Annotated in this window: 28 protein-coding genes and 1 riboswitch; of the genes, 25 read left to right on the top strand and 3 right to left on the bottom strand. The window is 40.0% G+C overall.

Going from position 1 to position 25,466, the window contains the following annotated elements; genetic code table 11:
* Positions 1-8: 8 nt before the first annotated feature.
* Genes CTER_RS01710 through CTER_RS26720 form a run of 7 tightly spaced genes read left to right on the top strand, consistent with a single transcriptional unit; the run spans position 9 to position 6,503 of the window.
* Entirely contained in the window at positions 9-644 is a 636-nt protein-coding gene (locus CTER_RS01710) for a TadE/TadG family type IV pilus assembly protein (RefSeq protein WP_004623241.1), read from the top strand.
* Between the two features lie 18 nt (positions 645-662).
* A complete protein-coding gene (locus CTER_RS28655; RefSeq protein ID WP_004623234.1) occupies positions 663-1,160 on the top strand; it encodes a hypothetical protein in 498 nt (165 codons plus the stop codon).
* Positions 1,147-2,808 carry a DUF5702 domain-containing protein gene (locus CTER_RS01705; protein WP_004623273.1) on the top strand — a complete coding sequence of 554 codons (1,662 nt, stop codon included), beginning with the start codon at positions 1,147-1,149 and terminating at the stop codon, positions 2,806-2,808. Before CTER_RS28655 ends, CTER_RS01705 begins: the two co-directional genes overlap by 14 nt.
* 17 nt (positions 2,809-2,825) lie before the next feature.
* On the top strand, positions 2,826-3,905 hold the full coding sequence (locus tag CTER_RS01700) for an endonuclease toxin domain-containing protein (protein ID WP_004623230.1): 1,080 nt from the start codon (positions 2,826-2,828) through the stop codon (positions 3,903-3,905).
* A complete protein-coding gene (locus CTER_RS01695; protein WP_004623255.1) occupies positions 3,898-4,425 on the top strand; it encodes a prepilin peptidase in 528 nt (175 codons plus the stop codon). Before CTER_RS01700 ends, CTER_RS01695 begins: the two co-directional genes overlap by 8 nt.
* A gap of 27 nt (positions 4,426-4,452) precedes the next feature.
* On the top strand, positions 4,453-5,994 hold the full coding sequence (locus CTER_RS01690; RefSeq protein WP_004623272.1) for a DUF6382 domain-containing protein: 1,542 nt from the start codon (positions 4,453-4,455) through the stop codon (positions 5,992-5,994).
* Positions 5,991-6,503: an A24 family peptidase gene (locus tag CTER_RS26720; protein ID WP_004623283.1), complete on the top strand. Its 513-nt coding sequence runs from the start codon at positions 5,991-5,993 to the stop codon at positions 6,501-6,503. Before CTER_RS01690 ends, CTER_RS26720 begins: the two co-directional genes overlap by 4 nt.
* A gap of 52 nt (positions 6,504-6,555) precedes the next feature.
* On the opposite strand, the gene CTER_RS01680 is transcribed toward CTER_RS26720, so the two are convergent.
* Positions 6,556-7,428: a patatin-like phospholipase family protein gene (locus CTER_RS01680; RefSeq protein WP_004623224.1), complete on the bottom strand. Its 873-nt coding sequence runs from the start codon at positions 7,426-7,428 to the stop codon at positions 6,556-6,558.
* Between the two features lie 277 nt (positions 7,429-7,705).
* On the opposite strand from CTER_RS01680, the gene CTER_RS01675 reads away from it, so the two are divergent.
* From CTER_RS01675 to CTER_RS01635, 9 genes are all read left to right on the top strand, one after another.
* Positions 7,706-8,440 (top strand): zinc dependent phospholipase C family protein, encoded by a 735-nt coding sequence (locus CTER_RS01675; protein ID WP_004623226.1) that lies wholly within the window; start codon positions 7,706-7,708, stop codon positions 8,438-8,440.
* Positions 8,441-8,786: 346 nt separating this feature from the next.
* Entirely contained in the window at positions 8,787-9,203 is a 417-nt protein-coding gene (locus tag CTER_RS01670) for a secondary thiamine-phosphate synthase enzyme YjbQ (protein ID WP_004623231.1), read from the top strand.
* A gap of 85 nt (positions 9,204-9,288) precedes the next feature.
* Positions 9,289-10,002, top strand: coding sequence for a flavodoxin family protein (locus tag CTER_RS01665; RefSeq protein WP_004623248.1), 714 nt, complete (start codon positions 9,289-9,291; stop codon positions 10,000-10,002).
* Positions 10,003-10,187: 185 nt separating this feature from the next.
* Positions 10,188-11,084, top strand: a complete 897-nt coding sequence (locus CTER_RS01660; RefSeq protein ID WP_004623265.1) for a hypothetical protein — start codon at positions 10,188-10,190, stop codon at positions 11,082-11,084.
* 69 nt (positions 11,085-11,153) lie between these two features.
* Complete coding sequence (locus tag CTER_RS01655) at positions 11,154-11,702, top strand: GNAT family N-acetyltransferase (protein WP_004623262.1); 549 nt, start codon at positions 11,154-11,156, stop codon at positions 11,700-11,702.
* 35 nt (positions 11,703-11,737) lie between these two features.
* Positions 11,738-12,004, top strand: a complete 267-nt coding sequence (locus CTER_RS01650; RefSeq protein ID WP_004623246.1) for a hypothetical protein — start codon at positions 11,738-11,740, stop codon at positions 12,002-12,004.
* A 39-nt stretch (positions 12,005-12,043) separates the two neighbouring features.
* Positions 12,044-12,724, top strand: a complete 681-nt coding sequence (locus tag CTER_RS01645) for a DinB family protein (protein ID WP_004623186.1) — start codon at positions 12,044-12,046, stop codon at positions 12,722-12,724.
* A 67-nt stretch (positions 12,725-12,791) separates the two neighbouring features.
* Positions 12,792-13,409: a hypothetical protein gene (locus tag CTER_RS01640; RefSeq protein ID WP_004623295.1), complete on the top strand. Its 618-nt coding sequence runs from the start codon at positions 12,792-12,794 to the stop codon at positions 13,407-13,409.
* 239 nt (positions 13,410-13,648) lie between these two features.
* On the top strand, positions 13,649-14,404 hold the full coding sequence (locus tag CTER_RS01635) for a class I SAM-dependent methyltransferase (RefSeq protein WP_004623208.1): 756 nt from the start codon (positions 13,649-13,651) through the stop codon (positions 14,402-14,404).
* A gap of 69 nt (positions 14,405-14,473) precedes the next feature.
* On the opposite strand, the gene CTER_RS01630 is transcribed toward CTER_RS01635, so the two are convergent.
* On the bottom strand, positions 14,474-15,688 hold the full coding sequence (locus tag CTER_RS01630; RefSeq protein ID WP_004623264.1) for an amidase domain-containing protein: 1,215 nt from the start codon (positions 15,686-15,688) through the stop codon (positions 14,474-14,476).
* Positions 15,689-15,884: 196 nt separating this feature from the next.
* Here CTER_RS01630 and CTER_RS28650 point away from each other — a divergent pair, with 196 nt between their 5' ends.
* The 3 genes from CTER_RS28650 (at position 15,885) to dapB (ending at position 17,964) form a co-directional block, all read left to right on the top strand.
* On the top strand, positions 15,885-16,187 hold the full coding sequence (locus CTER_RS28650) for a hypothetical protein (protein ID WP_004623289.1): 303 nt from the start codon (positions 15,885-15,887) through the stop codon (positions 16,185-16,187).
* 23 nt (positions 16,188-16,210) lie between these two features.
* The gene (locus tag CTER_RS28645; RefSeq protein ID WP_004623188.1) at positions 16,211-16,672 is read left to right on the top strand and encodes a 3D domain-containing protein; all 462 of its coding nucleotides are present in this window, start codon (positions 16,211-16,213) and stop codon (positions 16,670-16,672) included.
* Positions 16,673-16,783: 111 nt separating this feature from the next.
* A riboswitch (cyclic di-AMP (ydaO/yuaA leader) is annotated at positions 16,784-16,924 on the top strand.
* Positions 16,925-17,112: 188 nt separating this feature from the next.
* Positions 17,113-17,964, top strand: coding sequence for a 4-hydroxy-tetrahydrodipicolinate reductase (dapB, locus tag CTER_RS01620; protein WP_004623227.1), 852 nt, complete (start codon positions 17,113-17,115; stop codon positions 17,962-17,964).
* A gap of 46 nt (positions 17,965-18,010) precedes the next feature.
* Here the strand turns inward: dapB and CTER_RS01615 are convergent, their stop codons facing one another.
* Entirely contained in the window at positions 18,011-19,252 is a 1,242-nt protein-coding gene (locus CTER_RS01615; protein WP_004623204.1) for a D-alanyl-D-alanine carboxypeptidase family protein, read from the bottom strand.
* A 222-nt stretch (positions 19,253-19,474) separates the two neighbouring features.
* On the opposite strand from CTER_RS01615, the gene CTER_RS01610 reads away from it, so the two are divergent.
* The 6 genes from CTER_RS01610 to CTER_RS01585 all read left to right on the top strand — a co-directional run bounded on the left by CTER_RS01610 (position 19,475) and on the right by CTER_RS01585 (position 25,460).
* Positions 19,475-21,193 (top strand): spore germination protein, encoded by a 1,719-nt coding sequence (locus CTER_RS01610; protein ID WP_004623278.1) that lies wholly within the window; start codon positions 19,475-19,477, stop codon positions 21,191-21,193.
* Complete coding sequence (locus CTER_RS01605) at positions 21,180-22,289, top strand: GerAB/ArcD/ProY family transporter (protein WP_004623258.1); 1,110 nt, start codon at positions 21,180-21,182, stop codon at positions 22,287-22,289. The genes CTER_RS01610 and CTER_RS01605 overlap by 14 nt, the downstream gene beginning before the upstream one ends.
* On the top strand, positions 22,282-23,514 hold the full coding sequence (locus CTER_RS01600) for a Ger(x)C family spore germination protein (RefSeq protein ID WP_004623290.1): 1,233 nt from the start codon (positions 22,282-22,284) through the stop codon (positions 23,512-23,514). Before CTER_RS01605 ends, CTER_RS01600 begins: the two co-directional genes overlap by 8 nt.
* 20 nt (positions 23,515-23,534) lie before the next feature.
* Positions 23,535-23,762 (top strand): hypothetical protein, encoded by a 228-nt coding sequence (locus tag CTER_RS01595; RefSeq protein WP_040759992.1) that lies wholly within the window; start codon positions 23,535-23,537, stop codon positions 23,760-23,762.
* Positions 23,763-23,937: 175 nt separating this feature from the next.
* Complete coding sequence (locus CTER_RS01590; protein WP_242834920.1) at positions 23,938-24,603, top strand: DUF998 domain-containing protein; 666 nt, start codon at positions 23,938-23,940, stop codon at positions 24,601-24,603.
* A gap of 83 nt (positions 24,604-24,686) precedes the next feature.
* Positions 24,687-25,460: a DUF2971 domain-containing protein gene (locus CTER_RS01585; RefSeq protein WP_004623269.1), complete on the top strand. Its 774-nt coding sequence runs from the start codon at positions 24,687-24,689 to the stop codon at positions 25,458-25,460.
* Positions 25,461-25,466: the final 6 nt, after the last annotated feature.

The raw sequence follows: 25,466 nt of genomic DNA, 5'->3' as shown, positions 1-25,466 counted from the left end.
GAGAAAGAGTGAAGCAAGTTCTGAATAAAATAAAGTCAATGGTACTTTGCTTTAATAAGAAGGGCAGTTTTACGGTAGAAGCTTCCATTGTATTTTCGTTGGTATTTTTACTGATGGTTGTTCTGGTTTACTGCTTTATAATTATGTATCAATATATCTCTCTTCAAAGTGCTGCAAGCGAAGCTTCCAACCGGGGGGCAGCATATTATGTAAAACAATTTAAATCAAATTCTCAATGGCCGCCCCAAACAAATTTATACTGGAGAATTTTCGATTCCAACACAGCGGTCAAAAAGGGCAGTATAGAAACATACACATTAACCGGTCTTGAGCCCTCCATAATCAATTCGGGAAAAACAGCAAAAATTGATACACATTACAGTTTATTGATCAACCAGCTGAAGGTTGGGATTGAGGAAAATTATCCGCTTCCTGCCGGAAAGCTGCTCGCAATTTTCGGCATTTCTCCCCAACTGGCAATAAGGGCTGAGATCTCAACTCCTCTGGAGGATAACGCTGAATTTGTCAGGAATCTGGATATGGTTATCGATATAAAAAACTGCATGGTTAACAGCGATAATAAATGGATAGGAACCGGCTCGGAGGTTAATGAGATAATAGGCAAACTGCTAAAAAAACACTAAAAGTGTGGTGAAGAGATAATGAAAGCAGTAAAACCAATTTATAATAAAGGGTCTATTACTGTTTTTATCAGTATAGTATTATCTTCAATTTTTCTGGTGGCAGGCACCTTTACCGATGCGGCCAGAATCAGGCTCGCCCATTCCCAGGTGCAGAGAGCCAGCCAGACTGCCCTTTCCTCGGTGCTTGCATGTTATAACAATGAACTTAAGGAACAATACGGACTATTTGGTTTTTATCTGGATAACGAAACTGTTAATGACAGTTTCGAGGAATACTTTTCCAAAAATTTAAATATAGGCAGTCAGGATTTTCTTTACGGCTTTAACATTGAAAATATAAAATTGGAGCGGCCCTTCGGTTTGGGGAACAATAAGATTTTTGAAGAGCAGATAATGGAGTTCATGAAATACCGGGCTCCTCTTGAAATAGCTTCAGAACTTCTCTCAAAAATTGAAGGGATAAAAAAATTTATCAAAAGGCTCAAAAGTCTACAAAAGAAAAATGGAAACAGATAAGAAAGCGGGAGCAATAGGTAAACTTCAAATGCTACTGGAGGAAAAAGCCGGTGCCATAAATAATTCGGCTATGGCAGTAAAGATTAAGGATTTAAAAGAACAGCTTATAGAGAAAAATTCGATTATCGAGGAAATATCGGCAAGACTGGGGGACCTTCAGGGAATGTATTCCAATGAAAAAGATGCCGGTACCAGAAAGAGCCTGCTGAGCGAAATAAACTCTGTCAGAGCCGAACTCACAGATATTAATAATGCTAAAGCAAATATAAAAAATACAATATTGGATAATTTAAATTTGTTTAAAAACTTAAATACGGTGGCAGCAGATTATTCACAAAGCATAACTGTTCAAAAGGGTGACCTGCTCAACAGAATAGAGGAAGAAATGAAGTTTGTAAGTGACAGCCGGGAGGGTATCGAAGAAATACAAAAAGCCTATAATCAAAGCCTGTCAAACATGAAGGATATTATTGGGGAAGATAATTCCGGCTCAATAATAAGAAGTCTGGAATCAAATATCGTCAGCTGCCTTAACGCCATTGAAAAGGCCGGTGAAAGTGAAGGCAGCTTCCTGTCGGCATTGGATTCATTCCAGCCACAGGAGATAAATTACACTTTTAATAAGTCCGGACCTGCTTCTTCGGAGGATGAAGACAATAGGGACAAGGTGCTTCAGGTATTGCAAAAAGCCTTTAAATCAAAAGGAGAGATGAAAACCATCGACCATAGCTTGCTGACGCAGCTTCCTTCCAAAAAGCGGATGCTTCAGGAGGAAAATTCCGACTGGGATATACTGGACTTTAATACCACAAACGGTGCCGAAAAGGAGCTGCAATACATTGGAGAAAAAGAAAGCGGCTTTGAGCAGATAAAACTGAATATAGCTGAAGACTTGTTTGTTAATGAGTACATAATGGGAATTTTCAGACACGATGTTCCGCTTTTGAAAGGTGAGACTGACAGCGAGGCCTATAATTTGAGATCAGAAGACAAGTATCAAAGAAACGGTTTCTTTTCATGCTATGAGGTTGAATACATAATTAACGGAAACAAGGATGAAGCCGTCAACTCCATGCTGATAACATCAGAAATACTTGCTGTAAGGCTTGCTGCAAATGTAATACACATTTATACCGACCCTTCCAAAATGAACAGGGTAACTGCCCTGGCCGCGGCGCTGAGCAGTTGGAGTGCAGGCTTGTCGACCCCCTTGATACAAACCATGCTGGTTTTTTCCTGGGCCATGTTTGAGTCACTTTACGATCAGGAACAGCTAAGTCAGGGAGAGAAAATAGCTTTGTATAAAAACGGAGACCAGTGGAAAACAGATATATCAGGTGCAATTAACAACAAAAAAACTGCAGAGGCCAATAATAATCCATTGCTTTTAAGCTATCAGGATTATCTGAGAATATTTCTGCTGTTGACCGACAAGGAAAAAAAGCTGGCCAGGACCCAGGACCTCATACAATTAAATGTGGCTATGTCCCTCCAGGGCTTCTCAATAGAAGATACACACGTGGCTTTGGCGGCCGATACAACGGTATCCATGAAAAATCTCTTTTTATCCATCCCGGCTTTTTCCCTGGAACAGAGAAGAAACATTTCCAGAACTGATATCAACGAGGGTATGCTGTTGAGTTATTAAACCGGCAAGGAGGCTGCATGAAGAGAAACAGGTTCCGTAAGGGAGCAATTACCGTTGAAGCTGCCGTAATTCTTCCGTTTTTTATTATAGGGGTTATGTCCTTCGCTTTCATACTAAAAATATATTTCACGCATGAAATCATGCAGAATGCACTGGCGGGAGCATGCCGGCAAATGGGTGTTTATGGCCTTTTGTATTATAAAACAAATGCTGAAGAAGTTATCGGAGGTATTGAAAAGTTCAGCAGTTCAAATACTGTAGAGGATACACTGGGAGATAACTGGCTGGCGTCAAGCATACGTGAGGCCGGGAAGGATGTGACCGACCGTGTGAGAGCACAAGTGGCTCTGATACCTGCCGCGAGGCTGCTTGTGGGAAATCAGCTTGAGGCGTGCTTTAATACGGCAGTTGAAAAGGGACTTCTGGGACTGAACATAGAGGATGGATTTGAGGGATTGGATTTTTCCGAAAGCAGGATGCTGGCTGATGGGAGAAGCATAGACATTTCAGTGGGTTATAAAATGAGGTTTCCTTTCCTGTCCGGGCTTCTCCCGGGAGTAAAAATCAGACAGACGTCATCGGTTTGCATCTGGGCAGGTGAGGAGGGTGTAGGGGGCAGCGGGGATGAGGAAGAAAATAATAAAAGTGTATGGGATATGACCAATTTAAAACGCGGTCAGGAAATAAGAAAGCTCCAGGGTGCAAATCTGCCCTTTAACTTTCCGACTGTTGCAAAGTATGGGAACGGAACTGTAACCAGCATTAAAAGTCTAAACATCGAGGAAGCTTATTACAAGGATCCTGTAAACCTTGAAAAGAAAATAACAAGTTACATAAATAAATTGAAGGAGTTTAACGGTGGGACCTGCGGAGAAGTTTCCATAAGGAGCTCGGATATTTTCCGAAAGGAACTGTTACTTATAATCCCTGAGATAGAGCTTGCTTCAAATCAGCAAAGTGTTATTGACAAATGTATCGGTCTGGCTGAAAGCAGGGGAATAACCTTAAAACCTGTTAAAGCCTATGGGAAACAGGGCAGCGGAGGTACAAAAGCTGACACCGGAGAAAGCGGGGAGAAAAAAGCTGAAAATGATTAAGGCAATCGAAAGGAAAATTGCTTTGCCCATGGTTTTGATACTGATAATAGGTTTGGGCACTGAAGTCCGGTTGTTTTTAACTGCCGATGGGAGCCTCAAAGCAATACTTATGGCTGTTCTGCTGGTTATTCAACTTATTGCTGCCATCAGTGACTTGAGCACCGGATTAATACCCTTGTGGCTGGTATTTCCGGCGCTCGTACTGGGAATGCTGATCATTCTTATCTTTGATGGAACTTCTAGTATGTTGGGGCACATTTTAGGCGGTGTACTGTCATTTTTCATATTTGCTTTCTTTATGGTTTTAACCAGAGGTCAGATTGGAGGTGGTGATCTGCTGCTGTTTGCATTAACCGGTTTCTTTTTGGGTTTTTCCATGATCCCGGGAATTTTGTTTCTCTCAATTATTTTGTCAGGCATGTTTTCAGTATTTCTGATAGTTTTCAAAAAAACCGGCCTGAAAACAGAGATACCTTTTGCACCCTTTATTCTCCTGGCGACAGCTATTTTAAATTTTTAAATGTACTTTTCCTGTGAGGTGTTCCTAATGGACCAAGATTTTGAAAAAGAGTTTGCTTTTGATGTGCTGTTTGAAAATGATTCAATATCCAATTATTTGGTTTTAAGAGCAAAAGATTGCAGCAGTATTTTGAATTACCAGGTGCAAATGCTGCTGAACAACAATATAAACGGTTTACTGAAATTCAATATCAACTATGTGGGAAACGGGTTGAACTGCTTTTATAATGTTACCTCCAAGTGCTCTCTGGCAAATTTCATGTCCAGGAAAAAATTTTCGAGGAATGAGTTTTTAATAATGGCTCTTAATATTATAAATAATATTTGCCGCATGAAAAATTATTTACTCTATGATTGCAATATCCTGCTGGATGAGAGGTATATTTTTGTGGAGCCCGAAAGGATTGAGCTTTACTTTGTATATCTCCCGTTTTCAGGAATTAAAAATGATTATAAAACCTTCTTTATAAGGCTCATTGTGGATATGGCCAATTTTTACAGGGAGGACAGTGATAACTATCTGCAAAGGCTTCTTGAGGTAATCAAGAGCGATTTGTTCAATCTCAGCATCCTTAAAGCTCAACTGGAAATCCTTCTTAAAATTGACATTAAGAATCAGGTTCAGGCTTTGGAAAATTACACTGATGATACAGCGGACCCCGTACGTGAAAAAAGAATGGGGAGAAAGGCGGACAAAAAAATCAATGAGAAAACAGATAAAAAATCCAGGACTGCAGCACAGGCCAGAAATATTAAAATACCTTTATCCAATGAGGAAAACAACAATACTGAAAACTATAAACCCGGAATTATACAGAAAAAAGATATTGAAAAAAACATCAAAGAGGAAACGGGTAAAAAAGTAAACACAGGTTTTATCCTGCTTCAGCCAATATTATTAATAGCATATATCTTTGCAATAACCAGTGGATTTATTGATACCGGTGAAGGTAAAAGTATAACAGCTATTATTGCCTTCGTGATTCTTGCAAGCGTTGACATACTTGTTTTTAGGCTGATCAGGGAGAGGAACGGAAATACGTTTAAAGGCAATGGAACGGAGGTAATAAGCTTTATAGCGGATAAAATGAGGGCCGGAGTTTTTTCTGAAAAAGAGTACTTGGGAAAAGAATCAATTCCCAGGGCTGAAATGGACACAGTTTCCAAACAGGAGAGCAGTAAAGATAAAATCCCTGAACCTCAAGGCGTTTACAGTGGTGAAACAGAAATAATAAGAAAACCTGGTATTAATGCCGGGGCATATTTAAAGGAAACACAGGGGGAGGCTGTTATTGAATTTGACAAAAGCAGTATTCTGGTAGGCCGCATGGAAGGACTGGTTGATGCCGTGGTCAACAGCAGTGCGGTTGGGAAAATACATGCCGAGATATTATCTGAAGAGGGGATTTATTATCTGGTTGACTGTAATTCGAGGAACGGAACTTTTGTCAATGACAAAAGACTGGTGCCCAATACAAGGAATAAGGTATTAAACAACGATTTAGTCCGGTTTGCAAACAAGGAGTATCAATTCTTTGCCTCTGCAAAACCTCTGGAGGAGGCAATATGATTCGCTATTCGGCTATGTTTGTTCTGCTGGTATTTTCAATTGTAAGCGATCTGAAAACTTCTAAAATCAAAAATGTTTACGTGCTTATCTCAAGCTTTGCTGGAATTTCAATAAACACTTATAGCAGCGGTGCAGAAGGCTTCAGGCTAAGTGCCGCAGGCATGGTTCTGCCGGTAATCCTGCTCTGGAGTTTCTTTTACCTCAGACTGGTAGGTGCCGGTGATATAAAGCTGTTCAGTGCCATCGGGGCATTGGTGGGATGGAAGGAGGGCTTATGCATTATGGCTTACTCCATTCTTGCTGCGGGGGTGGTGTCCATTGTAAAACTGTCAGGCTCAGGGGAATTCGTAAAAGGCTTTCGTGCACTGGGAACGGAGTTGAAGCTATTTATCTGTGGCAGAGGGAAGCATATAATTGACTTGGGCGGAAGCAGCAGGCACTTTATAAAGCTGTCTCCGTCTGTCGCGGTGGGGGCGGGTATCCTGCTGCTGACAAAATTCGCATTATAGGATTTACCGGGATATACCGGCCGATATGATTCTGTTGATAAGCCGGCACTCGTCAGGCATTATAAATTATATTTTCCGCATCCCCGCAAAGCGCCATTATGTCCTTGAACTTTTCGGCGGCATCTTCGTAACCCTTCTGGTACAGCTTTCTCAGGTTGTCGGGATTTTTTTCGAATCTGGATACTTCCACTGGTTGTTTTGGTCTGATTATAAGGGCTTTGTTCTGCTTTTCCAGTTCCTCTGCAAATCCGATACTTTCATTATAGACAAGATGCCTGTTTTTAATGGAATCGACCAGGTTGGGAAATTTCCTCAGTGCAAGCTTGCATAATGGATATAACCTGCTTTTCTTTTTTTCGTAGCCCGTATGCCGGGTAAGAACCACAATGTGCATATCAAAGCCGCTGTCAACCGAGTAGCGTATCGGTATGGAATCCGAAGGACCGCCGTCTACAAGTTGTTTTCCGTCAACCTCCACAATAGGTGATACCAACGGGATAGAACTGGAGGCTCTGACATAAATGCCGTCAGTGGTCATATCCCTTATGGGAGTGTACACCGCCCTGCCTGTTGCACAATCGGTGGATACGGCGGTCAGTCTGCAAGCGGCATTTTTAAACTTTTCATAATCAAATGGGAGCAGCTTATTAGGTATGTCGTCAAATAAAAAGTCCATATTAAAAATAGAACCCCTGGTAAAAAGGCCTGAAATACTTACATATCGCTTATCTGAGCAGAAGCCGGCATTGATGTCCAGATTTCTTCCCCTCTGTCCCGTGATGTAAGACACGGAATTGCATGCACCTGCAGATACTCCTATGATGTCCTGGAAAACCAGTCCCCGATCCAAAAAACAATCCAATACTCCGGAAGTGTATAAGCCTCTCATCCCCCCGCCTTCAAGTATCAAACTTACTTTAGCCATATGATTTAACTCCTTACATGCTGTCAGACTAAAACTTTTGCCATTTTCTTACTGAATTATACCGTAAAATTTATATATATTCAACAATGCTTTATTTTGCATTTTCAGAGATAATTATATTGACAGTATATTTTAAGGTTTGATATATAATGTTTTGGGCAAATTCTAAAATGTAAAATCATTGTAAACTTTTATCAGGGATGATACTTTTAGAGAGCAATAGAGTATATAATATATTAAAAATCGCAGCTTAGTCGCAGTATTATGGGAGGTTGTAATGCCTACAATTGTTGAAAATTCATATGGAAAATTATTTCAATACACCATGAAAGCTATAAACCCTGTTAAAAAGGTTATAATGACTACGGAATGTAAAGTACATAGAGTCATTAACATTCAATCACTGGTAATTCTTAAGAATGATAAGAAATTTGAACAGTTCAAGCTTTTCTCACAATATATAACTGAACTAAACCTTGGTGTCGTTTGGGCCGATCAGGATTTCAAAAGTTCAGGTCATTTTTATAATCCCATAAAAGACAGGGGACTTTACGGAAACACCAATGCTCTCTCACTGGCAAATAATTATTATTCCTTTGCACTGGGTTACTATGAATCAGGGGATATAAAACGGGCAATGTTTTTTCTTGGAGCAGCGGCCCATCTGGTACAGGACATGACTGTACCGCAGCATGCAAATATCAAGCTTTTGAAGGAGCATCACAAATTCGAAAAATTCGTAAGGGATACATTGCTCAGCACACCTGAATATTTAGTCTGCGAAAATGGTTGTTATCTCAAGGACACAAAAGAATTTATACGTCAAAATGCCATTAATGCCATTAAGGCAAACAGCAGGTTGAGCACAATTATTGATGATGAACGAAGGTACTATGAGCTGACAAAGATTGTACTGCCTTTAGCCCAAAGAAGTACTGCAGGTTTGTTTTCAATGTTTTACAATGATATACAGTCAAGTGAAATACTGTCGGATGAAATACGGTCAATGTGAGCAAGCCGGTTTTTTTGCATAAGATTAAACTTTACAGGCAATTGCATATAAAAATAAATAAATAAATAATCCAACAAATCTTCCCAAAAATTGGACAGGCCTCATCAATTGAGGCCATCACCAAATCATCAAATAAATCAATCAATCCGGTATATTTAATAATAATGGGTTTTAGTAACTTAGGCATGTACAATTGCTACCTGTTTAATATATAATAAAGAGGATATAGTTGCCTTATATACCAGACAAAGGAAATCGTTGTGTTACAGCCCTCAGTATTAGTTTAAAAACATGCCGTATAATGTGCTGCAGCATGTTGCATTTTATAATTTTAAGGAGCAGACAGATGAAATCATACCGCAAGGAACTGTATTTCAATATTCCAAAGCGCAGGGCATATGTAAATATCACTCCGCAGGTTCAGAAGTGTATTGATGAAAGCGGAATAAAAGAAGGAATGGTATTGGTCAATGCCATGAATATTACGGCCAGTGTGTTTATAAATGACGATGAAGCCGGATTGCATCAGGACTTCGAAAAATGGCTGGAGACACTTGCCCCTGAAAAACCTTACAGCCAGTATAACCACAATGGTTTTGAAGATAATGCCGATGCACATCTGAAAAGGCAGATAATGGGCCGTGAAGCTGTTGTTGCGGTTACAAACGGAAAACTTGATTTTGGCACCTGGGAACAGCTTTTTTATGGTGAATTCGACGGTAAAAGAGAGAAAAGGGTTCTTGTGAAAATTATTGGAGAATAAAATACTGAATATCCTGCAGCTTTGTATCTTACATTTATAGTTTCCCTTTAATCAGTAAGCTTTATCTGGAGAAAAGGAGATTATTATGAAAATCTGTGTGATTCACGGAAGCCCCAGAAAGGGCAATACGTACAAGACGACACAAATATTCATGGAACAGTTGAGGAAAAATGCCCAACTTGAAATAGTGGAGTTTTATCTGCCCAGGGCATTACCTTATTTTTGCTGCGGCTGCTGCAACTGTTATGACGAAAGTGCCGACAAATGCCCTCATGCCCAGTATACGCAGCCAATTGAGCAAGCTATGAAAGAAGCTGACGGTCTTGTTTTGACTTCACCGGTTTATGTACTTGCAGAGAGCGGTGCTATAAAGTCTTTCATGGATCATTTCGGATATATATACCTGCCCCACAGACCAATGGAAGAGATGTTCTCAAAGGTAGCTATGGTTATTTCCACAACGGCAGGTGCGGGTACCGGAAAAGCTATAAAGGCCGTATCAAGGACTTTGAGGTACTGGGGTGTCAAAAGGATTTACAGTTTGGGACTGACCGTATTCACCAAGAATTGGGAAGATATGAAGGCTGGAAAGCAGATCAAATTGCAAAAGCTTATTGGAAAAAAAGCCGATATGTTTCATAAAGCACTGGTAAATAGAAAAAAGATCCCTGCCACAATATTTATTAAATTTATGTTTATGTACATTAAAAAGGTTATGAGGGACTATGAAGACGGTCACACAGATAAAAAATACTGGCTTCAAAAAGGATGGCTGACCGGTCAGAACAAGCCGTTTTAAATCAAAATATCTGGCAAAGCTGAAATCCATGAGGTTTCAGCTTTTTGTGTAGCTCCGTCTGTTCAAAATAAACTACCCAAATATATATAATTTATGATATTATTTGGAATATCGACGGTATTAAAGTTTATTCGGAAAAAGACCAAGAGGATGATCCGTTTGACATGAAAGCAGGAGAATGACAAATGAGAAAAAGAAATATTATATTAACGGCTATAAAGCCCATCATATTATCGGTCACAATTACGCTGGGTATAAGCGGCTGTTCATCGGACAACAAGCTCTACACGGCTTCGGAAGCCCCGGCAGCGGCAAATTATGAAGCGGTCAGTTCAAAGGCTGTTTCGGCAGTAACCAATATTGTGGGTGATACAAATACCGGGGTTATTAAGTCCTGGGAGGAATATGAAGCCCAAAAAATTCCTATGATTGCCGCAATACCTGATAAAAACATATTCTTATACGGCAAAAAGGATAGTGGAGTAATACTTTATTGTAATAGCACCGGGCATTTTTATAACTGGGACTATCTGACGCCAAGATTTATACTTCCCAGAATGGAATTGGCTGATTTTGACGGGGATGGCAGGGAGGAACTGGCTGTAATACTTTATACAGGGTCCGGGACAGGATATTCGGTTGAAGAACTGCACATGGTCAAGGTTTCTGAAAAGGAAGTGCTTTCTGATGATCCAAAGGATACAAGCTATCTGGTTCCAAATAAAGAGTATTTTAAGGATTATGCCTTTACAGATTATGTAGAGCAGCTGAATAAGCAGGTAAAGCTTAATACGCATAAAAAGGGTAGTTCTCTGCTGGCCGATGTCACTGTCGGAAAAAAAGTAAATTCTTTTGAACTGGCAAATACAGAAGATGATATTGATAACGATAATATTGGTTTTGGAAATATGGTAGGATTTGAATTCAAGGATAAAAAAATACTGGCGCGGTTTGCACTGGGTGCTATCAGAAAGTCTTACGCTTCTCCTGATTTTATCGGTGAGATCAACTCGGAAGTTGAATTTGACAGTGGAGTATTTACTTTAAAAAATCTTTCTTTTCAAAAGAATAGTGACAAATAGCAATTATTTTTTAAATAATGGAAGCAGTTTGATTTATATTATCTTTTTAAAAATTTATAGAGGTGATTTATGTTCTATTATCAGGTAAATGACCATATTCAATTGAGAGTTATGGAAAATAAGAATGCCAGAGAACTGTATAAATTGATTGATAATAACCGTTTGTACTTAAGAGAATGGCTGCCATGGGTGGGAGCAACGACAAGTGTGGATGCCATAAAAGATTTTATCAGGTCCTCAAGAAAGCAGTTGGCTGATAATAACGGATTTCAGGCAGGAATATACTATAAAGGTGAAATTGCTGGTTCTATCGGCCTCCATGGTATAGATTGGAGAAACAAAAAAACTACAATAGGCTACTGGCTTGCCGAAGAGTACCAGGGCAAAGGAATAATGACAGAATCCTGCAGAGCAATTATAAATTATGTGATAAAAGACCTGGGTTTAAATCGGGTTGAAATAAGAGCAGCAGAATTTAATAAAAAAAGCAGGGCAGTACCTGAAAGGCTGGGATTTACGCTGGAGGGCTCGGTAAGACAGGCCGAATGGCTGTACGACCACTATGTAAATCATGCTGTTTATGGTATTCTGGCTGAAGAGTGGAATAAAACACATTAAATCATATTTAATCATATTAACAGGAGGAATTAATAGTGGAAGATTGGATACCGGTGGTAGGCTCCCTGGGTTTGGCGCTAATAATAGTAATACCGTTTATTGCAAATAAAGTGATGAAATACAAGCTGGAAATTGCCAGGATAAATGCTGAAACCACATTAAAGGCCGAGCAAATTCGTGCAAATAACCAGCTGGAAATCGAGATGTTCGTGAAACAACAGGAAGGTCGGGCCAAAAAGTCCGGATACCAGGAAGATGCCGATTATGACCAGGCACCCGATAAAATAAGGCGAAGAGTGTAACAGATTTAAAGCTATTTAACAAGTCATTGAGGTGGGAGAATGGAAAGTATTACGAGGGATTGGAATCCCAAACAGGCAAGACTGAAGGAAATGATTTTGAAACAGGACAAATTCCGTGAAGCAATGGATCTGGCACTTGATATGCATAGTTTTGTACATACGTCTGAAATGTCGGGAAAGGCTGCTCCGACATATGAGGATGAGTTGTGGAAAGGGCTTGACCTGGGAGTATTCGGTTCCCAATATAAGAACAAGGGTTCCACTATAGCCTGGAATTTATGGCATCTGACCAGAATAGAAGATCTGACGGCAAATATTCTCATAGCTGAAAGCAGCCAGGTCTTAAGTTACGGAGCTTGGCTTGATAAAATGAAAGTATCGGTGACTGATACCGGAAATGCTATGAGCGACAGCGAGATTGCTGAATTCAGTGTACAGATTGATATGCTGGAACTGAGAAATTACAGGATGGCTGTCGGCAGGAAAACCCGTGAAATATTAATGAATTTGGTGCCCAAAGACATGAAGCGGAAAGTCAGGCACGAAAGCATCCGAAGGATATGGGAGGAAGGCGGTGTTACCGGATCGGACCAGTCCAGATGGCTATTGGACTTTTGGGGAAAAAAGACTGTTGCCGGAATAATACTGATGCCCATAACCCGGCATCAGGTGGTGCACATAAATGACAGCTTAAAGCTTAAAAGTAAGATTCGGGTTTAGGCCGACTTATAGGATAAAATTAAGCATAGATATAGATATAGATATGATAACCAGATAGGAGGCTATTATGGGAGTTATGAGGGAGATTTTCGGACCCAGCAAGAAGGAGATTTGGAAGCAGTTAAGCCTGCAGCTGGAAAACAGTGAGTACATAGAAGGCGGTTTTTTCAAGAGTGACAAAATCATTGCCCGCATAAAAAACTGGATTGTTACACTTGATACGTATACTGTTTCAACCGGTCAAGCTACCACCACATATACCAGAATAAGAGCACCTTATGTCAATAGGGACGGAATCAGATTCAAAATATATAAAAGCGGTATTTTTAGTGAAATGGGTGCTGCCCTGGGAATGCAGGACATTGAGGTCGGAAACCAGGAGTTTGATGAAGCATTTGTTATTAAGGGAAACAACGAGGAGAAAATAAAGGAATTATTCAAGAGTCTGCAGCTTCAAAAGTTAATGTTGATGCAATCCAGATTTCATCTGGAAGTAAAGGATGACGAGGGGTGGTTTGGAACTGCTTTTCCCGAAGGAGTTGATGAACTGTATTTCTCCATACCAGGCATCTTAAAGGATATTGATCAATTAAAGGGTCTTTTTGAGATATTTTCTGAGGTGCTGGATCAGTTATGTATTATTGGTTCAGCCTATGACAGCTATCCCGGAGTTGAACTAAAATAAAGGTTAAATACATAAGGCAGCCAGTCTTCTGGAGGAACTGTCCCTGGAGTTGGAGCATATAACCGGAAGCAGCTCGTTTGATATCTGTGGGATATAAATCGGTATGCCTTGAAACCAGGATTATCAATCACAATATAAATTTTGCAATTTGAAAATAAAATATATGTCAATAATACGGAAAGCAAAAATAACTCCGATATGTTAGAATAATACTCAGAAAAGCATGGGAGGTAATAAGCGTGAACACCGAAAAATTCAGCGGTAAGGCAAATATTTATGAAAAATACAGACCCGAGTACCCAAAGGCTTTTATTGACTATTTATACGACAGTGCCGGTTTTAACCGGGCAAGCACAATCGCTGACGTGGGTGCAGGCACCGGAATTCTCACCAGACAGCTCCTGGAGAAGGGGAGCAGGGTTTATGGTGTGGAGCCCAACAATGATATGAGAAGGATAGCTGAGACGAAATTAGCCGGGTTCAATAATTTTTATTCGGTAGACGGAACAGCGGAAAATACCCGGTTGGATGACCGGAGCATTGATTTTGTCACTGTAGCACAGGCCTTCCACTGGTTTGATGCTCTGGCTTTCAAAAAAGAATGCATGAGGATTTTAAAACCGGGGGGATTGGCGGTGCTGGTATGGAACAGCCGGGCTGTCGGGTCGGAACTTGTAATTGAAAATGCTGAAATCTGCAAAAAGTATTGTCCGGATTTTACAGGTTTCTCAGGCGGGATGGAAGAAAAGCCCTCCGACCTGTCAATATTTTTTAAAGACGGCTCATATGAAACAAAACAATTTGACAACAAAATTTCATATGATCTGGAGGGCTTCATAGGAAGGAATCTTTCTGCTTCCTATGCTCCAAATGAGAAAGAAACCAATTATGTTAAATTTGTAAATGCAATAACTTCATTATTTGACAGATATAGTGTCGGCGGAAAGGTTGCCGTTCCTAATGTAACAAGATGCTATTCAGGCGAAGTGCAGTGAACCGGTAAAAGTACACCGGGTAATCCGGGTAATCCCGGCCAACAGGCAGAACTCTGAAAGCCGGCTATATCAATTGATATCTGCAATATGCACAAAGAGTGATCTGTATGCGTCTTTAGTCCAGGGTAAATTCCAGGAATCAAAGGAATGGGTGGCTATAACAGGCTCATACCTGTCAAGAGCACTGTTGTGGACCATTCCTACAATGATGGCTGAATGCTTTATTCCTGAACCGGCGGTAAACTCATATTGAATAATATCTCCATAGTTTACATATTCACCTATATCACTTGTATAGGCCGAATCCCCAAAAATGACTTTTTGAATTCCTTTGGGGCCGAATTCTTTTTTGTTGTAATTGCCAAGTAAAATTGAATTCAGGCCCCTTGCGGTGCTCCAGGTCCAGGAATAGCTGACGGCTTTTGTATTGGAGGAGGCGCCCTTTCTTATATAGTACCACTGATGGCTTCCTTTGGTATCATTTTCGGCTCCTCCGGCCCTAATACACTGGGAGACGAAATTTGTACAATCTCCGCCATCCCATTGATTTTTGCCAAAATTGATATAATCATTTGAATAGTTTCTCCAGTGCTTTTGTGCCCAGTTGAAGGCGTTGTCCCTGCTGTACCCGGTCCTGGATTTTTGCTCCCTCTTGTTTGAGTGCGGCACAATTTGCAATTTCGAAGGGGGGCTGCTTTTGGACCTGCTCAATGAAGCAGCCGAAGTTTTCCTTAACTCATTCAAAGAAGATCTAAGCCTGTCCGGTGCTTCAAGACGGCACTGTTCCGAATTTCCTCGCCCGGTTTCAAAGTTATCCCGGATAATTTTCCATTGCCCATTTTCCTTGATTACCTGAAGTTCGTGTCTTTCCGATATCATCCCCACAACAGGGTCACCGGAGGAGTTTTCGGCATTCCAATGTACAAATGCCGTCATAAGTGCATTTATTGTCAATGTATTTTGCTCTTCTGCAGTACTGATAATTTTCAGGTTGGGAAAAATCTTCTTTATGGCATAATTGTTATTTGCATAGGAAATTAAATAATCCTGCAAGATATGATTCTTAGTGAAAAGCAGATATTTTTCCGCTTCATCAGCCTGTTTTGAATAATATTTATCCAAAACGTCCACATTCCGGGCCGTTATGGAATTCATCTTTTCACGCAGATATTCTTTTACCATGGTTTCGGCTGCATGGGAGCCGGCAGGTTTGGCTGCAATATTTACAGTTGCCCCTATTAATAAAAACAGAATACCGAATGCCGATATTACTTTTCGTGACATGTGAATCCTCCTGATAAAGCATCACTTCCCGGGTTTAACGCTCAAGGAAACCAATTTTTTTCAAAATGCGTTACCTCAGGTAAAATTATCTCCAGAGAAATGTTTGTTATGCTGGGTATAAAAGACAAGCATTTTGGAAAATAATAGATAATGGCATATTAAATTTATTTTTTAAATTGGGAGTACTTAATAAAAAATGGATAACACTGATGATTTTAAAATGAAAAATAGCGGAAGTATAATGTTAAAAACTCTGATTATAATATTGGTCATTACGGTTGCAGTTTTATCGTTCTTCTGCCTGAAGATCAACGATGTAGTAACCCTGTACAAGGATAAGTACAACAGCCAGTCCATCTCTGCCATGATGATAATGAAAACCAATCACTCTTTGACGGCAAACAGCAATTCCTATAAAGATCAAAGCCAGAAACTCAATAAAGAGAACAGTGAATTAAAAAAGCAGAATGAAAAATTAAAAAAGAGCTGGATGCCTTAAAACAAAAAAATCAGCAGCTTGAAGTGCTGCAAAAGGAATTGGCCGGTGATAATCTGGAATTGCAGAAATCTTTGAAAAAGGCGGCTTCAGTAGGCGTAACCCCTCAATCTTACACGATTTATAAAGGTGGGACTCTTGAAACCAACACAAAGGGGAAATATCTCGGCAAGTTCCTGGGAACAGCTTATACTCCTTCAAGTGAGGAATGCGGAAACGACAAAGGTATAACCAGTTCAGGACTGCCAATTGTTCCCGGAGTGTCAATAGCGGTGGACAGAAAGCACTGGCCCTATGGTACGGTATTTTATATAAAAGGCCTTGGGTATACGGTTGCCATGGATACGGGAAGTGCCATAAAAGGCAAAAAGAGGTTTGATTTTGCAGTTCTTGATAAGAAATTTGCATACGAGCTGGGCGAGGAGTATTACGATGTTTATTTAGTGAAGCTTGGAAATGGTAAGATTGATGAATCTATTATGTCATAATCCGATATAACATACGCATATAATAAAATATAAATAAATTTAAACCAAAATGAGGAAATATTGACCAAAATGAGATTTTAGTGTATAATAACAGTATAAATTTAACTTAATATTTTTTAATCGCTGAGTTACGGCACTTTTGCCGTGAGCGGGGGAACCATATATTGGGGTGAATCCTGAATTTTCAGGTAGGGTTAGTCTCGACCAATCCGAATCCGTCAGCTAACTTCGTAAGCGTTGGGGAGAAAGTGAATCATATTAATTATGCTTCTTATCCAATGCTACAGTGTATACTGTAGTTTTTTTATTTGATCGGGAAAGTTTGCAAGGGTGGCTTGCCACATTTGTTCTTTCATTCCTTTGGAACATATTCAATTCATTTTCTTCAGTTAAATTTAATCATTTCTATCAACCACTATATTTCGGGGAGGGGTCTGTTTATGATTAAAGTTTGCATCTCAGGACTGGGCCGCACAGGAAAAGAGATAGCCAAGGCAGTGTTGGATCAGGAGGATATCCAACTGGTATCAGTTATCTGCAGTCCGTCGAGCAAAACAAAAAATATGGATTTGGGAAGGGTTCTGGGTATTGATAATACCGGTATAATCATCAGAAGCTCTGATAATTTGGAAGAAATCATATTCAGAAATAAACCTGATGTTGTCATTGATTTTTCCAATCCAAAATCTGCGTTGAAAAACGCATTGATATTTTCAAAGTACAGAGTAAATATCGTTATCGGCACCACCGGCTTTACGCCTTATGAACTCAAAAAGATTTTTATATTAACCAGAAAATATAAAAACGGGATAGTATACGCACCAAATATAACCCTGGGCGTTAATGTAATGATGCTGCTGACCAATTTGACGGCAAGCCTTTTAAACGGCTATGATTTTCAGATTACAGAAGTACACCATAAAAACAAATTGGATTCGCCTTCGGGAACTGCTAAAAAAATTGCCCTTGAAATACAGGGAGGACTTAAAAATACAGGTATGCCAATGCCTGCGTCAGAAATCCCCATCAACTCTGTCAGAGCGGGAGGGGTTATAGGCAGGCACGAGGTGATGATAGTGGGGGAAGAAGATAAAATAGAAATCAGCCATGAATCATTTTCCAGAAAAGCCTTTGCACAGGGTGCTCTGAAGGCTGCAAAATTTGTACACAAAAAATCGGGTTACTTTGAAATGAGAGATGTGCTTGATCTGGAGAAGGTGCTTAAAACATATATTGAAAACAATGACAGGTCAAGAAGAAGGAGTCCGGAATTAAAGCAAAAATCTGTCTGATATATGGCTTGTGTCATGCAAGCCTTCCTGTAGAAAATGGGACCCCTTATTTTGAAGGGTGTCCCATTTTCTTTGCCATTTTTATGATTAATTTAATAATATTATAAAACAGAAGTATAAATTCTATAACAATCAATATTGTCACTATTAATACCAAATCCCGGTTTTCATCCAGAATGGTTTTTATCTTTGTCTTGTAATCCTGTTCAGGCACAATCTCCTTGTCGGAATAGAGATCTACATCAATTTCGGTTCCATCTTCCAGAATGTATTTCAGTACACCTGCAACAGTATCGGTTTTTATGGGGAATTCGAGCTTTTCATTCTTTGTAAAGCTAATGTCCTTTATATAGCTCTGTCCAACGGGATATGTGTAATAGACATCTATTTTACTGATCAGGTTCACGTCAACATTCTGTACCGCAATAGTTCTTAAGGGAGTATCTTTTGAAACCAGGATTCCATTATAATAGTTGGTAAATCCATAGTCAAAAAGCTGAGTGGTCTGTGAGAGGGTACTTTCCTCATCCTTGTCAAATACCACAGCTACAAGCCTGCGCCCATCCCTTGTGGCCGTTGTAACAGATATGACTCCCAGCTTGGGATTTGTGCCGATCTTGCCGCCGTCAACACCGTTATAACTCCAGAACAATTTGTTTTGATTTGTCAAAACAGAGGAATCTTTTCCGTTGATCCATGCGATCCCTCTTGAACTGAAAACAGAGTTGAAAACCGGATTTGCAATGGCTGATTTAATTAATTTGGCAATATCCCTCACAGAGGTAAACTGCTTTTCATCGTACAAACCTGTGGGATTGACAAAATAAGTGTCGTTAAGCATGAGTTTTTTAGCTGTTTCATTCATATAGCCCACAAACTTGTTGACATCACCGTCACCTACATATTCAGCCAAAGCGATGGCGGCATCATTTCCCGGTGACAGCATGATTCCATACAGCAGGTCTTCAACCGTATACAGATTTCCCACCGTAAGGTTCAGTGACGCTCCGTTAATTCCGGCAGCATTCTTACTGATGGTCACCTTGGAATTTAACTGTGTCTTATCCATTGTTATCAGTGCCGTCATAAGCTTGCACATTATTGATGGTGATAGAACCTTGTCCGCATCCTTTTCAAATAAAATCTGCCCTCTCATGGTATCCATGAGAATTGCCGAGCTGGCAGTCAGCTCCTCATCCGGCGTCCACGCCAGGACAGGAATACTGTTTAAAATTATTGCTGACAAAAGTATTATAAATAAAACAAGTTTGTGATGTAATTTCCTCATTTAACTTTTAATCCTCATTTGTTATTTAAGTTTTCTTATGTAAAATGCTTCTAATTATAATGATAGATTATTAACTATGTTTTCACAAGGTAGAAATGTATTAAAAATCATTAAATTAACATTACAAAATTTTGTAAGCCGGTACGTATGTATATAAAAATCAGTTAATTACCATAATACTCTTAAAAAGTATAAAAATCTTTACAGATAGAGGGAAAAAGATTGGGTTTCTTAAATTATCTGATTTTCAGGGAAAATTATAAAAGGGAAGAATTTGTTCTCAGGGAAAATAAAAGACGGGAATGTGAAACTGCCCTCAATGCAGAATCTCTTGATGTTTTCGGGAAGGAGGAGCTTGAGGAGGAATTCAGGGATTGCACTGCCGGGGATGAAATATTAAAAAAGAAAATATCAAAAGACCTGGAATTAAACATTCAGGTTGTAAAGAGGATATACAAAATACCCGACAACAGCGACCTTGTTACCAGGAAATTCAACATTACCGTGAAGGATAAGGTTTTGAAGGGTTTTATAGTTTTCATAGACGGTATGACCGACAGGGTAAGTATAAGCAATAATATACTTCAGCCTCTTATGCTGCTCTCAAATCTGGATATCAGGGAAAATATCCATGACATCGGAGAGTTTATATATAACAGGCTGCTTCCGTTCAATCAAATAAAAAAAGTCTGTGATTTTAAGGAAATAACCGAAAGTGTCAATTTCGGAGGCTGTGCGGTTTTCGTAGACGGTTTGGAATGCGCATTTGCGGCAGATGTAAAATCATGGGAACACAGGAGTGTGGACACTCCGAGATCGGAAACGGTTATCAGGGGCTCCCAGGAGGCCTTTAATGAGCAGCTGAGGGCCAATACCGCCCTTATCAGGAAAATATTGAAGGACAAGGATCTGATGATTGAGTCTACAACCATAGGAAGGCGGAGCAATACACCCTGTGCCGTAATGTATATACGTGACATTGCAAATGACTCGCTGGTGAACGAAGTTTTAAAAAGGGTAAAGAGCATTAATGTTGATTATATTTTTGATACCGGTGAACTGGAGCAGCTGATAGAAGACAATACCTTTGTGGCCGCACCTCAGATCATTGCCACCGAAAGGCCAGACAGGGTGGCAACCATGCTTTCCCAGGGAAATATAGCAGTTATTCTGGACGGCAGCCCCTATGTTCTTGTAATGCCTGCCACAGTGACGGAATTCCTTCATACGTCTGAAGATACCAACATCAGATATCCATATGTAAATTTTATAAGGGTTATAAGGATCATAGGTGTTGTAATTGCACTGCTTTTACCTGGGCTGTATATTGCCGTCACCAATTTCCACCAGGAAATGATACCTACAAATTTGTTGTTTGCAATTGAGGCTTCCAGGGAAAATGTCCCTTTTCCGTCGGTGGTTGAAATGCTGATAATGGAATTTTCCTTTGAACTGATAAGAGAGGCGGGAATCAGGGTTCCGGGAGCTATCGGCTCCACCATAGGAATAGTCGGCGGCCTGATTTTGGGACAGGCAGCTGTAGCTGCAAATCTGGTTAGCCCCATTATGATAATAATTGTTGCTATTACAGCACTTGGTTCCTTCTCAATACCAAGCTTCTCCATGTCCTTTTCAATCAGGCTTATACGGTTTGCCTATATTATTCTCGGAGCAACCGCCGGTTTTTTGGGCATAGCTCTGGGTCTTACAATAAATGCCCTGATGCTTGCTGCCTCGAAGTCCTTCGGTGTACCGTTCCTGGCTCCTTTTGGTCCGGTGACCAAAGAAAAGTATTCAGACAAGCTGTCCAGAAAGCCCATCTGGAAACAGGAATACAGGCCCGATTACCTGAATCCGAAGGATATTAAGAGCCAGTCAAAAATAAGCAGAAGCTGGGCTGTTAAAAATGATAAGTCAGAGGGTGAGGATGATGAAGACTAGAATGACCTTTGGCTCCTGGGAAGCAATAACGGTATTGGTAAATTCGATATTTGTCCAGGTGTTCCTGTCATTTCCAAGGGATATGGCCGCTTACGGCGGCAGCGCCGGATGGATGGTATCCCTGATAATAACGGTAGTCGTACTGATTTATTTTTCAATTTCATCAGCTTTATATGAGAATATAGGCAGTCTGGATCTGCTGGACATAAGTGAAAGAGTTGGCGGAAGAGTACTGAAGATTATCGTTGGATTTTTGATTACAGCTTTTTTGTTTTTTGAACTCACCGCGTTTTTGGGAGGTTTTTCCCAGGTGCTGAAAATGATTTCACTGGATAAATCTCCTCTGGGTTTTGTTGAGATTCTTTTCCTCATTGGAATCATAGCATGTGCTTACTTCGGGATTGAAGCGGTGGTGAGAATTAACGCCTTTTTGCTTCCGGTGGTTATAGCAGGTTTTTTATTGATAACGGCAGGTGTCATACCCCAGATGGACATAAATAATATTTTCCCTGTGATGGGGGAGGGTTATGGCTCCATAGCCATGGGAAGCCTGTATAAGCTTTCGGCCTATTCGTCCATTATAATATTGTTTTTTATGATACCCTTTTTCAAAAAGAAATATATAAAAAGGGTGGGTTATATGTCCATTTTGATTTCAGGACTTCTTCTGCTATGGGCAACCCTGTCCTTTTTACTGCTTTATCCATACCAGATTGCCGTTGATAATAAAATACCTGTTTTTCAGATGGCAAAACATATTGAATTCGGAAGTTTCCTGCAGCGGATCGAATCTGTATTCGTACTGATTTGCTCAATATCGTCCTTACTATACCTGGGAGTTGTTTTTACTTTTATTCTCCACATAATGCAAAAAACTCTCGGCTTGAAAAAATCAAAACCCATTATTCTTCCGATGGCTGTTATTTCATTGACTGTGTCCGACATACTCAAAAGGATGGATGCAGATATGGTAAACTCAAAGGCAGTAAATATGATATGGCTGACAGGACTGGTTCTGCCGCTGATCATTATAATTTTCGGAGCCTGTAAAAAAGTGGGAAAGAAGTCGGCAGAAGGAGGCGGGGAGATTGACTAAAACCAAAAGATTTACAGCAGCCCTTTTATGCCTGTTTTTCTGTTCCGGTGTGCTAGCCGGCTGCTACGATAACAGGGAAATAGAAGATCTGGCTTATGTGATAGCAATCGGGATAGATGAAGCAGAGGGAAACAGCTTCGACCTGACCTTTCAGACGGCTGTGCCGCAGGCAATCACAGGAGGGGGCGGTGAAGGCACCGATATTACCTCTTATAGGACGGATAATTTCCTTTCCGGTTTAAAAAAAGCCGGCCAATATCTCAGCAGGACAATCAATCTGTCCCATACAAAGATCATTGTGGTATCCGAAGCAATTGCCCAGAAAGGTATTACTGCCTTTGTTAACGGTTTACAGCAGGGTTTGCAGATCAGGCAGGATATAAATGTCATTGTGGCAGCCCAGGGAGCAAAAAAATATCTGGAGTCCATACAGCCAAAGCTCTCATCAAATCCTTCCAGATATTATGAACTGCTCTTCAAGTCCTATGAATCAGACTTTCTTGTGCCCCAGGCCCAACTTGAGGATTATCTGTACAGGGCAAAGAATCAGGGGGCTCAACCCCTGGCCATTTATACCACTGTTGATAAGAACATAGTGGAAACTAAAAAGCCTGAAGGCAGAGGAGATGAAGGGAAAAAGGAAGAAGGCGCTGAGAAGAAATCCGGAGGCGGTTCCGGAAAGGAGGGAGGAGGTCAGGAACAGCAGAGAATGTCTCTGGATGGGCTTGCGGTTTTTAAGTTTGATAAAATGGTTGGAAGACTTAATGCAAGGGAAGCTTCGGTATTCGCACTTATGACCGGAAAAAACAACATTAATTTTGACATTGTTGACCCGCTGGACAGCAGGTTTAAGGTGTTGAGCATTTTAAAAAAAGAGAAGACCTCCTCAACAAATATTACTTTCAAAGACGGGAAACCCTTGATTAACATAGATCTCATAATGGATATCAATGTCCAGTCGGTTCAAAGTGATTATGATTATGATGAACCTGGAAATGCAGATGTATTGAATAGAGCGTATAAGGAATTGCTTGAAAAGGAAGTCCGGAATCTGCTTCAAAAAGTGACCTACCAATTCAAGTCGGATATATTCGGATACGGAGAACTGGCAAAGCGGAATTTTGTCACCATTGACAAGTGGGAAGAAACCAGGTGGCCGGATGTGTTTCCAGAGGCCAGATATAATCTGAAGCTGTCTACCGAAGTAATAAGGCACGGGCAATAAATGCTGAAAGTATATATTATTTGGCAGATGAGATTGCAAAGGATATTAAAGAAAGGATTTTATATTCTGAGATGGAGAATAACATTGTATTTAATGTTGTGCTGATGCTGGCGGCAGTTTGGATAAGTATTTATACCTTTAGCTTCGGTGTCTGGACCTGGAAGAAAAAAAATAAATTCGGGGCTTTTATTGTCATGCTTATTGCGCTTGTTACAACAGTGCTGCCGTTCATATATCTGTTTTTATAAACTTTCAAGCTTGCACATATTGAAACCTGGAGGTTAAAAGCATTGATTTGTTGTCAATAATTTATATGTATATCCAACATACATTTTTTGTAAAGCCGTGATAAGCCTCCTGTGCGCTGTCATGGCTTTACTTTTGATGGAATGCAATGGTAAAATAAATTCAGAAGCTTAATGTGTGTATTCAAAGAAGGGGTACTGGTACTGGCATATGTACAGGATTGAAAAGTTTTTTATGCCTCTGGGCATGATTGGAGTAATATTTTATTTTACCCACATATTTTTGGGACAAATACTATGGTCCGAGTATAACCCGGTAACCATGGACATAAGCTCGCTTACTGCTGTCGGTGCTCCCGATGCCGGGCTGCTCCGTGTTTTTACCTCAGCCTACGGTATATGTACCATTCTTTTTGCCATTGGTTTAATAATAAAGGCTTTCAGGAAATACGGCATACTTGTGAAAATAGGGTACATAGTTTTATTTATAATGGAATTTACCAGCCTGCTGGGATATGCCATGTTCCCGTTGACAGGGGATAAAACCGAAATGAACATTCAAAACATGATGCACATAGTGGTTACGGTGGTTGTGGTATTTACAACCATTGCATCGGGTTATTTGCTGTCTATAGGTTACATAAGGCAGGATAAGCTCAGAGGTCTTGGCAGATTTATTCTGGTAATGTCGGTACTTATAACTCTATTTGGTTTTTCAAATCCTGTAGGAATGGGATTGAAACTGGATATACTGGGCCTTACCGAAAGAATGGTCATTTTCTCGCTGCAATTGATGATGTTTGTCATATCGGCATATTATACTTTTAGTAAAAGTGAAAGCTGATAATCAAGGGCTGCCTGAAACAATTATCCAATTAACCAATTAATTTGTTAGAATGCTTAAATTGAAATGCATCAGGGAGAGCAATGAGTGAAAATAATATGGGCGAAAATAAATTATGGAGATATTATGACGTATTAAAATTTCTGACCCTTATAAATGGGGAGCTTTATTTTGCCAGAGCGGATAAATTCAAGGATAAATATGAGGGGGCAATACCAAAACAGAATTATCTCCATTTTGCTGAACTGTATAATAGTTCGGTGCATGGCAGCAGTGAAATTAGCCATGGAAGAAATTGTGAAAGAGATCATGATGGAAGTGATGTCAGGAAAGAGTTCCTGGAAAAGTTCAGCGAACGAAAGAGAAAGGCAGCTATCAGCTGCTGGCATTTGAACGACAGTGAATCTGCCGCCATGTGGGAGGTTTATTCCAGAGCCGGTCAGGGGATTGCCGTGTGCACTACCCTGGAAAAGCTCAAAAGGATAAAAAAGCCCGATGGATACGAAATGGAAATGTTCAAAGTAGACTATATTGATTTTAATGAAACATTTGACGAGAGTTATATAAATTATGAGCTGCTTCCTTTTAAAAATAAACGGAAGGAGTTTGAATATGAGCATGAATTCAGAATAATGCTTTACAAAAGAAATAAGGCAGCCGAACTCGTTTATCTTCCGGAGGAAGGTATCAAGCTCGGCATAAATACGGCTGAATTGATCGACGGAATAATTGCGTCTCCTGATATGGCCGAATATGAAGTTTCAGAGATACAAAAGATTCTGGATATGATAAATAAACTCAACGGCACGGGATTTACAATAAAAAGATCCGGGCTGTATGAAAATCTGCATTATTAAAGGAGA

The organism is Ruminiclostridium cellobioparum subsp. termitidis CT1112 (assembly GCF_000350485.1).
GTDB classification, from domain to species: Bacteria; Bacillota; Clostridia; order Acetivibrionales; family DSM-1351; genus Ruminiclostridium; species Ruminiclostridium termitidis.
This window is presented reverse-complemented; position numbering and strand designations above follow the sequence as displayed.